Source organism: Rhodovulum adriaticum (assembly GCF_004345735.1).
GTDB lineage: Bacteria > Pseudomonadota > Alphaproteobacteria > Rhodobacterales > Rhodobacteraceae > Rhodovulum > Rhodovulum adriaticum.
In genome coordinates this window covers 23,239-33,315 of the sequence record NZ_SLXL01000019.1, presented here as the reverse complement: position 1 = coordinate 33,315, position 10,077 = coordinate 23,239, and the positions used below count along the sequence as shown (strand labels likewise).

10 protein-coding genes are annotated in these 10,077 nt (G+C 58.7%); 8 read left to right on the top strand and 2 right to left on the bottom strand.

Translation table 11 applies throughout. The annotated features are described in order from the left end of the window. Positions 1–124: 124 nt before the first annotated feature. On the bottom strand, positions 125–940 hold the full coding sequence (locus EV656_RS15800; RefSeq protein WP_007803420.1) for a DUF305 domain-containing protein: 816 nt from the start codon (positions 938–940) through the stop codon (positions 125–127). A gap of 200 nt (positions 941–1,140) precedes the next feature. On the opposite strand from EV656_RS15800, the gene EV656_RS16900 reads away from it, so the two are divergent. The 4 genes from EV656_RS16900 (at position 1,141) to EV656_RS15780 (ending at position 4,444) form a co-directional block, all read left to right on the top strand. Further along, on the top strand, positions 1,141–1,722 hold the full coding sequence (locus tag EV656_RS16900) for a L,D-transpeptidase (protein ID WP_012187183.1): 582 nt from the start codon (positions 1,141–1,143) through the stop codon (positions 1,720–1,722). Between the two features lie 125 nt (positions 1,723–1,847). Beyond that, positions 1,848–3,110, top strand: a complete 1,263-nt coding sequence (locus tag EV656_RS15790; protein ID WP_007803424.1) for a multicopper oxidase family protein — start codon at positions 1,848–1,850, stop codon at positions 3,108–3,110. Positions 3,111–3,223: 113 nt separating this feature from the next. Then, on the top strand, positions 3,224–3,736 hold the full coding sequence (locus EV656_RS15785; protein ID WP_012187181.1) for a disulfide bond formation protein B: 513 nt from the start codon (positions 3,224–3,226) through the stop codon (positions 3,734–3,736). 42 nt (positions 3,737–3,778) lie between these two features. Then, entirely contained in the window at positions 3,779–4,444 is a 666-nt protein-coding gene (locus tag EV656_RS15780; protein ID WP_012187180.1) for a L,D-transpeptidase, read from the top strand. 76 nt (positions 4,445–4,520) lie between these two features. Here the strand turns inward: EV656_RS15780 and EV656_RS16965 are convergent, their stop codons facing one another. Then, a complete protein-coding gene (locus EV656_RS16965) occupies positions 4,521–5,078 on the bottom strand; it encodes a hypothetical protein (protein WP_012187179.1) in 558 nt (185 codons plus the stop codon). 397 nt (positions 5,079–5,475) lie between these two features. On the opposite strand from EV656_RS16965, the gene EV656_RS15770 reads away from it, so the two are divergent. From EV656_RS15770 to EV656_RS15755, 4 genes are all read left to right on the top strand, one after another. Next, positions 5,476–6,084, top strand: a complete 609-nt coding sequence (locus EV656_RS15770) for an EF-hand domain-containing protein (RefSeq protein ID WP_012187178.1) — start codon at positions 5,476–5,478, stop codon at positions 6,082–6,084. A 140-nt stretch (positions 6,085–6,224) separates the two neighbouring features. Further along, on the top strand, positions 6,225–6,611 hold the full coding sequence (locus tag EV656_RS15765) for a DUF302 domain-containing protein (protein ID WP_007803435.1): 387 nt from the start codon (positions 6,225–6,227) through the stop codon (positions 6,609–6,611). Between the two features lie 105 nt (positions 6,612–6,716). Then, on the top strand, positions 6,717–7,637 hold the full coding sequence (lgt, locus tag EV656_RS15760; protein WP_007803438.1) for a prolipoprotein diacylglyceryl transferase: 921 nt from the start codon (positions 6,717–6,719) through the stop codon (positions 7,635–7,637). Positions 7,638–7,715: 78 nt separating this feature from the next. After that, positions 7,716–10,061 (top strand): copper-transporting P-type ATPase, encoded by a 2,346-nt coding sequence (locus EV656_RS15755; protein ID WP_012187177.1) that lies wholly within the window; start codon positions 7,716–7,718, stop codon positions 10,059–10,061. Positions 10,062–10,077: the final 16 nt, after the last annotated feature.

Sequence of the window (10,077 nt, the reverse complement as noted above, 5' to 3'; positions counted from 1 at the left end):
CCCTCCACGTAAGAGACGTCATTTGCGACGTCGCTATGCACGTGTCTTAGGCGATCACGCCACCTTCAGGCAGGCGGTGCAAATCGGGGGCTTACTCTGTGTCGCGGGGCATGTCCTTTCCTCCTTATCCGCTGCACGTAAGTTGACCACGGAACCCGGCTTCGTAGTCGGTTCCCGCGCTGACGATCAGATCGGTCAGGTCACCGTTCGTCTCTGCGATCTCGGCCGACAGCGGGCCTTCAGAAAATGCATTTTCGCCCTGCGCATTCAGGCGCACCAGATCACCGCTGATCTTCATTGCGGCGGCAGACCCTTCGCCGGTTTCACCAGTCACCAGTACAGCCGGACTGTCCGAGGTGTAAGCAAAGCGGCAATTTCCGCCATTCGGGAACACCGCAGCGATTTCGTCTTCCGTCAGAAACTCAGGATCGACCTTCGACACGACCTCCGTTTGAAGCGCCTGTTGCGCATCCACAACCTGCGCCGGCGTTTCGCTTCGCGTGGCCGATGCTTCGCCGTTTGCTCCAATGTCAGCAATAAGGTAGCGCATTTCGGCGATTTCCTTGTCCTGCGCATAGATAATGTCGTCTGCGAGCCCCCGGACGCGCGGGTCGGTGATCTCGGCACGAGTCGACGTCATGATGGCGATCGAGTGGTGCGGGATCATGGCGCGCATGTAGGACCTGTCCTGCACCGTGAATTGCCCGCGAACCAGCCAGAGGCTCGCCGCGAAAAGGACTATTGCGCCAACGAAAATCGCGATGTTGGCTTTGGTGTTCTGATACATGGACAACATGTACGCCAACATGATCACGGCCATGGTCGCCCCCATCAGGATGGCCATGTAAAGGCGTGTCTCCGAAAAGAAGATATGGCCCCAAAGATAGGTGTTCAGGTACATCAGAACGAACATGACCACGGTCGATGTTCCGATCATCATAAAGAATCGTGAGTAGTGCATTTCCAGTCACCTCCTTGCAGTTCTCTGTAAAACAACAACATTCCAGCGCTGGAGAGTTCCAAAAGCACGAATTTTCGTAGTTTCAAGGCAACAAAGGCGCGTCGTTTGCCCCGGTTCACGGCTTCTTTTCTTTGCCCCTGACGCGCACTGAATTTTCATGGGTCCGAGGAGATCGCGCCATGCAGAATTTCACGAGACGAGAATTGATTTGTGCCGGAGCGATGGGTTGCTTTCTGCCCACAACTGCCTGGGCCCACAAAGTCAAATTGCCCGAACGGTTCGAACCACAATTGGTAAACACCCGTCGTGGTGACTGGGTTAAAGGCGATGTCCACGTCGTTCCCGACGATTTTTTCCTTTATTTCATGCTCGAGGACGGGATGGCGATCCGCTACGGGGTCGGGGTAGGGCGCAAAGGTTTGTACGAACCCGGAGAGTTCACGGTAGCGCGCAAGGCCAAATGGCCATGGTGGCGGCCAACGAACGCCATGATCCGGCGCGAGCCACGCAAATACGCAAAGTACAAGGATGGACTGAAAGGCGGGCCAAACAACCCGCTCGGGGCCCGCGCGCTCTATCTCTACGATGCCGAGGGACGCGATACCTATCTTCGCATTCATGGAACGAACGCCCCGGAGACAATTGGGTCTGCCGTGTCGAATGGATGCGCGCGGTTGACGAATGAACATGTGAAGGATCTGTACGAACGCGTTGAAATCGGCGCCCGCGTCTTCCTGTATCCCAAAGTGACAACGGCGTGAGGAGTGTTCTGTCGCCTTGAAGTTCCTCTTCCGGAAATGGCACAAGTGCGGCAGTTGGCGAAAGCCAGTCTATCATTCATGAGGTGACGGAATTGTCTTTGAGCCGGAGGTCTTTCCTTGGCGGGATGACCGTTGCGCTGGCTGGTACCCGCTTGCCAGCAGCGACACACGAGTTGATCCTCGCGCCCCAATCGATCAAGGCGCACCTTGCTGGGTACGACGTGTCGATGTTGGGCTTCAACGGTGGTCTGCCGGGCCCAGAAGTCAGAATGCGACAAGGACAAACCGCCCGCATTACCCTCGATAACCGATTGGAGGAGGGCGCTCTCGTTCACTGGCATGGGTTGCGGGTTCCAAATCGGATGGATGGTGTCAACGTCCTCACTCAGGATGTGGTCATTCCGGGCGACTCGTATCGTTATCAATTCGGCGTCCCGGATGCCGGCACGTATTGGTATCACTCGCATTACCTGTCTTACGATCAGGTCAGCCGCGGTCTTTTCGGCGCCTTCATCGTCGAGGAGCAAAATGCGCCGGCTGTCGACCATGACATCGTTGTTCAGTTCTTCGATGTCTTGCTGGATCAGTCCGGGCAGTACGACGAAGCGTTCAACCCGGCCCACTTCGCAACCGAGGGCCGTATCGGCAATACGGTCACGGCACTTGTTTTCAATGGAACCGGCAAGACTGTGAAACGAGGCGACCGTCTGCGACTGCGTCTCATAAATCCCTCTATCGACAGGGTGTACCGTGTCGGCCTGGATGGTTTGATAGGCAAGATCGTTGCACTGGATGGCATGCCTCTGGCGCATCCTCGGACGCTCGAACCGATCCTTCTCGCTCCGGGGCAAAGATGCGATGTGATTGGTGATGCGACCGGGCCTATTAGATTCGACGACAGCTTTGGAGAACAGACGTTGAGCCTTGGCGAAATCGCTGTTTCCGGTTCCCGTGAGCCCGCGAAAGCGCCCATCACCGCATTGCCCGCCAACCGAATGCCCGCCCCGAAAGACCCCGGCCAAACCGCGGAGCTGGTGCTCCAGGGAGGTGCGGGAAGCGCGTCCCACAACGGCACAGGGACATGGGCGCTCAATGACGTATCCGGCCTGCCTCGAAGGCCTTTCCTATCCGCCGCGCAGGGGACGACCGCGCGCATTTCGATCCGCAACGAAACCGGGTTCCCACACGTCATGCATCTGCATGGCCACCATTTCTGGGAACTCGATGCGGCGGGTGAAGCCGGTCCATACCGGGACTCGACCTATCTGGATACCGGCGAGACGCGGGATATTCTCGTCGTCCTGGACAATCCGGGATCGTGGATGCTGCATTGCCACATGTTGAGCCACCAAGCCGACGGTATGGCAACGTGGATCAGAGTCGGCTGAGGGTCGAGACGGATACATACCGTTACAAATCTCTGAATGATAACAGGCCTTTCGCCGTCTACGTAACCTGACAAGCGAGAAACAGGTCCATCGACTGCCAATGGGAGCGTTCATTGACCCTGACACCAAAATCTCTCGGCATGACTGCGGCGGCAGGATCAGCCGCCTTGCTGTTGGGGGCCTTCGTTTTCCAGGCTCTTGGGTACGCGCCGTGCGCAATGTGCATCTGGCAACGCTACCCACACGCAATCGCCATTGGAATGGGCGCTCTGTTGCTCTTTGCTCTGCCGATTTTGCCAATCCTGATAATCGGTGCCCTGTCGGTACTCAGCACATCCGCGTTGGGAGTGTTTCATACCGGTGTCGAGCGCGGCTGGTGGGAGGGACCGACTTCTTGCACGGGATCCGGCCTCGATGTTTCCCAAATGTCGGTATCGGAATTGCTGCCCTCTGCCAGTTCAAATACGTCCAATCTTGTTCTGTGCAGTGAGGTTGTCTGGGAATTTCTGACGTTGTCCATGGCCAGTTGGAACGCGATCCTAAGCGGTGTCCTTGCTTGCCTCTGGTTGGTCGCGATCGCAAGACATCAAAAGGTTCGGTGGCATGGGGTCGCGGACGTTTCTTGAATCGTCCCGCATTCATCGAAAACAAACAAAGGGCTTCGCTTCATGGTTACAAGACGACACTTCCTTGCACTTTCCGGCTCGCTGTTTTCAGCGTCTCTGAGTTCGCCAGCATTCGCTAAGACCTGGCCGTCAACAGCCGAAAAAGCAGCTTGGGATGCGCAGATCACGCCCGCCAACTATGACCCGGCAACAACCAACCCATGGGGGCTGCATCCCAGGCTGCTGCCGCAACGCGTTTTGGCGAATGACGGTTTGCGCCCGGGTGACATTCACGTCGATGCGATCGCGCGCTATCTGTACCATATCGAGGAAGGTGGCACCGCGATGCGATACGGGGTGGCGATTGCCAAGGGCGATCTCTATGAACCCGGCACCTATACGATCCGCCGAAAGGTCGAATGGCCGCACTGGACGCCAACGCAGTCAATGATCGAACGCGATCCGGAGGCTTACGAGCGGTTTGCCGACGGTATGGAGCCCGGCCCCAACAATGCCTTGGGCAGCAGGGCTTTGTATCTATTCGTCGGAGATCGGGATACGTACCTTCGAATTCACGGAACGCCGAGCCCTCGCAGCATTGGCGGCCGGGCCAGTTCGGGATGCGTGCGCATGGTGATGGCCCACATCAATGATCTCTATCCGAATGTCGCTGTCGGATCGACGGCGTTCCTTTACTCGGCCGAAGACAGCGTTACCGCTCGAAGCTAACCTATTGCATCTTTGGCTCACACGCCGAGGACTGCGTCGTGCAGGGACATCTTCCAATGAATTGTTGGACGAACACTCACGGCTGTGTCGCAAGTGAACTTTCGAACTGTGCGATCGCTACGGATTTGTCGTCCTCATCGTTCTCGAACAGCTTTGTGGTTCGCACGCCCGGCAACTTGCCAAAATCCGCCATCAGGCGCTTTGGAAAAAATGTGCGTCCGATGGATTCAAATCCTGGTAATTGTCTGAGTACCGCGGAGGTACTGGCACTACAAAAACCGGAAGCGGCTGGGCCGCTGGCAATTGCAAGGCGCAAAGCCTGCTCCGCGACTTCGGGAGACACATCGATCTCTTGTATGACGACATGGTAGGTCTCGCGAGCATGAGCCCGCGCATAAAAATCGGCCACTTGTGGAGTAATGCCATAAAGCACATCTCCCCGTTCCGGTACAGCGCTCAGCCGGACCGTTCCTGCCGGATCGAAGATAACACGCTGCGACCCATTAATCATGACGCTGCTATGCGCACCCGCCCCGGACCTGTTGTTGATCATGGTGTACAACGTCAGCGCGGCCGGTCCATCGTGACGGTAGGATGCGCTACTGATGACTTCGGCTGAAGCATCCGGGCGCATGTCGTTTCCTGCACCGCACCCCGCCAAAATTACCAAGGTTAGAACTGAGAAAATGCGGTTCAAAAAGAGCACCCTGCAGCCTCCTGCCATGGGTTGAATGATTGAATTTTCGGGATATTCAGGGCCTCTAGCAATCTCGACATCAACTCTTCCGGATTTCACCTCTACCGAAACATGGGTTCGGTTTCGGTTGGTATACGGATCCTCGACACCTTTTTTTCTGGATATCGCATGTTTCAGATGAAGAGGAGCGTTCGCCCCGAATTGATTTGTCGCAATTTGTAACAGACCCCGCCTTTGTGACCTCGCGATACAAAACACCGGCTCGCGTGGCATTCCGCATCTGCAGGTGCCCCCCATATGCTGGGTATCGCAACACTGACACGAGGTGATCGAAATGAAACGCAACACTTTACTCGCTGCAATGACCCTGGCTGCAACCGCCCTTGGCGGTGCCGCATTCGCGGACGCCAACCACGGGCGTGGGGGACAATTTGGCGCCCAGAGCGGACCAGGCATGATGCAGAACGGTGGTCCCGGTATGATGGGGAACATGGGCGGAATGATGGACATGATGAAGCGCATGCACGGAAACATGATGGGCGCAGGCATGATGGGCGCAGGCATGGGCAGTGGTATGATGAGCCCAGGCATGGCTGGCGGCATGATGCAAATGTTCGACACTGATGGAGACGGCACAACGACGCCGGAAGAAATGCGCACGCAGCTGCAGGCCAAGCTTTCCGAGTTTGACAGCGACGGGGATGGAAGCCTCTCGATTACCGAGTTTGAAGCTCTCCACAGCGCGATGATCCGCGAAATGATGGTGGATCGCTTCCAACACCTCGATGCCGATGGCGACGGCGCGGTGACGCCGGAAGAGATGGCCGCTCCTGCCGATAGGATGGAGCGGATGCAGATGATGCGGTCGAATATGGCAGATGCGCCTGCGCGGCCTGGCAACGGTCAGGGCATGGGCAACGGCTCCATGATGCAGGACAACTGAGCCAATGGGTGCCGGTTTTTTTCCGGCACCCGTCCTCACAACCCCAAAACCATTCGCGGTCGGGACATTGAACCGAACCGCGACCTGAACCGTTTAGCCTCGGTATGCCAACAAATAGAGACACGGAAAGGAAAATTCCCATGGCCTATACCTATGATCGCGTCCTGAAAGACACCAAAATCGATGACGCAGAGATGCGTGTTCGGGATGCTTTGGCAGACAAGGGCTTCGGCGTTCTGACTGAGATTGACGTCAAAGCGACGATGAAAAAGAAACTTGATGCGGACATGCCGCCTTACCGCATCTTGGGGGCCTGTAATCCGGGCATGGCGCACAAAGCCATCGAGATCGAGCCTCGCATCGGTGCGATGCTTCCCTGCAATGTTATCCTGCGGCAACTGGACGGCGACACCGAGGTCAGCGCGGTCGATCCTGTCGCTTCGATGCAGGCGGTGCAGAACCAAGACCTGGACGCGGTCGCCGGCGAAGTCCGCGATCTCCTTCGGGACGCCCTCGACACCGCGTGATGGCGGGATGGGCGTTGGATGCCCTGTCGCAGATCGAGCGCCTTTAGCGGTGCTCGATCAATGCCATCTAATCCCCACATAAATTCCTGATGAGGAACTCACCCAGTGCTGCCAGCGGGATTGCCATTTCCGGATATTGGAACCGACCTCTTCTCCTTCGACATCGGGGGGGTCACATTCGCACTCCGCTGGTACGCGCTAGCCTATATCTTCGGTATCCTGATTGGCTGGCGCATTTGTTCGAGTGCCATAAGCCGTCCCGCGCTCTGGACGTCAGCTGGACCGCCGCTTGACCGAACGCAGATCGAAGATCTTCTGACGTGGATCATCATCGGCGTGATTGCTGGTGGTCGCCTGGGCTTTGTACTGTTCTACCAGCCCGCATATTATCTCGCCAATCCCTTGGAAATTCTGATGGTCTGGCAAGGCGGCATGTCTTTCCACGGGGGGTTCGCGGGAGTTGTCATCGCGGCCTTGCTGTTCTGCCTTAGACAGAACGCGTCATTGCTCAGCACTGGCGACTTGCTGGCTTTGGCAACACCACCAGGCTTGTTTCTTGGAAGGCTGGCGAACTTCACCAACAATGAGTTGTGGGGGCGTCCAACGGACGTTCCCTGGGCGGTGATCTTTCCCGGCGAAGTCGCGCAGGCCTGCCCAGGGGTTAGCGGCCTCTGCGCCCGACACCCGTCCCAGCTGTACGAGGCGGTATTGGAGGGGCTCATTCTTGGAATACTGCTCATTTATCTCGCTTGGGGCCGGGGCTGGCTGAAAATGCCCGGTGCCTTGGCTGGCGTGTTTCTGACCGGCTATGGTCTTGCCCGAAGTTTCGTCGAGATGTTCCGGCAACCGGACCAACAATTTGTGACGGCGGACAACCCGATCGGCCATGCGCTTCATTTTGGTGAGTGGGGTTTGACCATGGGCCAGTTGCTCTCCATGCCAATGGCGCTGGTCGGGCTGGCGTTGATCGTGTTCGCCCGGCGGGAACGGGGCCGGACAGCGCCACCCCGCAGAGCCGCAATGTAATCGCCGTACTGATCTCTCTTGACCCTCCCGCGGATGGAAGCCCTAGGCAAGAGAAGCATTCTCGGAAAGGACCGCAAAATGAGCACTCCCGACAGTTCTGAAACCACAGCAGCTTCTTCGGTATTCGTTTGCCCCATGCACCCTGAGGTGCGGCAGGACGAGCCCGGCAATTGTCCGAAATGCGGGATGCACCTCGTGCCGGAATCGGAGCTCGAGGTCCATTCAGCACATGATCATCACGAACACCACGCGGGTGCCACGCCGGCCGATGGCCGATATGATCTGGTTCCTACAGGACATGATGGTCCCATTTTCACCTGCCCGATGCACCCTCAGGTGCGGCAGCCTGATCCGGGCGCGTGTCCGATCTGTGGTATGGGATTGGAACTGGAATCCGGTGTGCCGGGCGATGAAGGTCCAAATCCCGAACTGGTGGATTTCACACGGCGGTTCTGGGTCGGCACAGTCCTGACTATCCCGCTCCTTGTCCTCACGATGGGGCCATTCGTCGGTTTCCCCGCAGTCCGGACTTTTTTTGGCGAAAGCACCACACAATGGATCGAATTGATCCTGGCAACGCCAGTGGTCTTGTGGTGCGGCTGGCCGTTTCTGGAACGCGGATGGATTTCGTTCCGCACATTGAACCTCAACATGTTCTCCCTGATCGGCATGGGCGTTCTTGCCGCCTGGCTCTTCAGCGTCGTTGCCGTTCTCGCACCGGACATATTCCCTGATGGGTTCCGAGACTCCGAAGGCCATGTCGGCGTCTATTTCGAGGCGGCGGCGGTGATCGTGACGCTGGTGCTGCTCGGCCAGGTGATGGAACTACGCGCCCGCGAGGGGACCGGCAAGGCGATCCGCGCGCTTCTCGACATGGCGGCAAAGACCGCGCGGGTCATCCGGGACGACGGATCCGAGGAGGAAATCCCGCTGGAGGACGTGCAAGTCGGGGACCGGCTGCGCGTGCGGCCCGGTGACAAGGTGCCGGTCGATGGCGTGGTTCTGGACGGCCGGTCCTCGGTCGACGAAAGCATGATCTCCGGTGAACCCGTGCCGGTCGAGAAGACCGAGGGCGACCCGCTGACCGGCGCGACGATCAATGGCACCGGCAGTCTGGTGATGGAGGCGACGCGTGTCGGGTCCGACACGATGCTGGCTCAAATTGTCGAGATGGTGTCGAACGCGCAGCGCTCGCGCGCCCCGATCCAGAAATACGCCGACAAGGTGGCGGGATATTTCGTTCCGGCCGTCATCGGTATCGCGGTCCTGTCCTTCATCGCCTGGGCGATCTGGGGGCCCGCGCCTGCGCTTTCCTACGCATTGATTTCGGCGGTGGCGGTTCTGATCATCGCCTGTCCTTGTGCGCTTGGCCTGGCGACACCGATGTCGATCATGACAGCGACAGGACGGGGCGCTCAGGCAGGGGTGCTGATCAAGAACGCCGAGGCGCTGGAGCGGTTCGAGAAAGTCGATACCCTGATCGTCGACAAGACCGGCACGTTGACCGAAGGCAAGCCGCGGCTTGTCGACGTACTCCCGCAACCCGGCCACGACGAAGCCGAGGTCTTGCGTCTCGCCGCATCGCTTGAGCGCGGATCGGAGCACCCCTTGGCCGAAGCGATCGTCAGGGGTGCGGAGGAGCGAGATGTCAAAATGGACGAGGCACGGGACTTCGAGGCGGTCACTGGCAAGGGCGTCAAGGGGGTCGTTGACGGCAAAGCGGTCGCGCTCGGCAATTTGGCGATGATCCGCGAATTGGGGCTCGAGGCGGGCGCGTTGACCGCCAAGGCCAATGCCCGCCGCGACGAAGGCGAGACGGTCATGTTCGTTGTGCTGGATGGCGAGATCGCCGGTCTAGTTGCTGTCGCCGACCCAGTGAAGGAGACCACGCCAGAAGCCATCGAGGATCTGCATGAACTGGGGTTCCGCGTCATCATGGCGACCGGCGACAACGAACGCACGGCCAAGGCCATCGGCACGCGGCTCGGAATCGATGAGATCCGGGCCGACGTGCTGCCGGAGGACAAGGCGCGGATCATCCTTGAGTTGCAAGAGGCGGGCCACAAGGTCGCCATGGCCGGGGATGGCGTCAACGACGCCCCCGCGCTCGCGCAGGCCGATGTCGGCATCGCCATGGGCACCGGCGCCGATGTGGCCATCGAAAGCGCGGGCGTCACGCTGGTCAAGGGCAACCTTGATGGTATCGTGCGTGCGCGGCGGCTCGCCCGGGCCACGATGCGCAACATCCGCCAGAACCTGTTCTTCGCGCTGATCTACAACGCCTCCGGCGTGCCGGTCGCGGCGGGAGTTCTGTTTCCCTTCTTTGGCATCCTCATCAGTCCGATGTTTGCTGCCTTCGCCATGAGCGCGTCGTCAATCTCGGTGGTGCTCAATTCGCTGCGCCTTCGCGGCGTTCGTATCTAGAAGCGCGCAACAGCGT

What these genes read in the sequence shown, in the direction of transcription:
- EV656_RS15800 (WP_007803420.1), bottom strand. Translation starts at nt 940, where the DNA reads ATGATGATCGGAACATCGACCGTGGTCATGTTCGTTCTGATGTACCTG.
- EV656_RS16900 (WP_012187183.1), top strand. Translation starts at nt 1,141, where the DNA reads ATGCAGAATTTCACGAGACGAGAATTGATTTGTGCCGGAGCGATGGGT.
- EV656_RS15790 (WP_007803424.1), top strand. Translation starts at nt 1,848, where the DNA reads ATGACCGTTGCGCTGGCTGGTACCCGCTTGCCAGCAGCGACACACGAG.
- EV656_RS15780 (WP_012187180.1), top strand. Translation starts at nt 3,779, where the DNA reads ATGGTTACAAGACGACACTTCCTTGCACTTTCCGGCTCGCTGTTTTCA.
- EV656_RS16965 (WP_012187179.1), bottom strand. Translation starts at nt 5,078, where the DNA reads ATGCGCCCGGATGCTTCAGCCGAAGTCATCAGTAGCGCATCCTACCGT.
- EV656_RS15770 (WP_012187178.1), top strand. Translation starts at nt 5,476, where the DNA reads ATGAAACGCAACACTTTACTCGCTGCAATGACCCTGGCTGCAACCGCC.
- EV656_RS15765 (WP_007803435.1), top strand. Translation starts at nt 6,225, where the DNA reads ATGGCCTATACCTATGATCGCGTCCTGAAAGACACCAAAATCGATGAC.
- EV656_RS15755 (WP_012187177.1), top strand. Translation starts at nt 7,716, where the DNA reads ATGAGCACTCCCGACAGTTCTGAAACCACAGCAGCTTCTTCGGTATTC.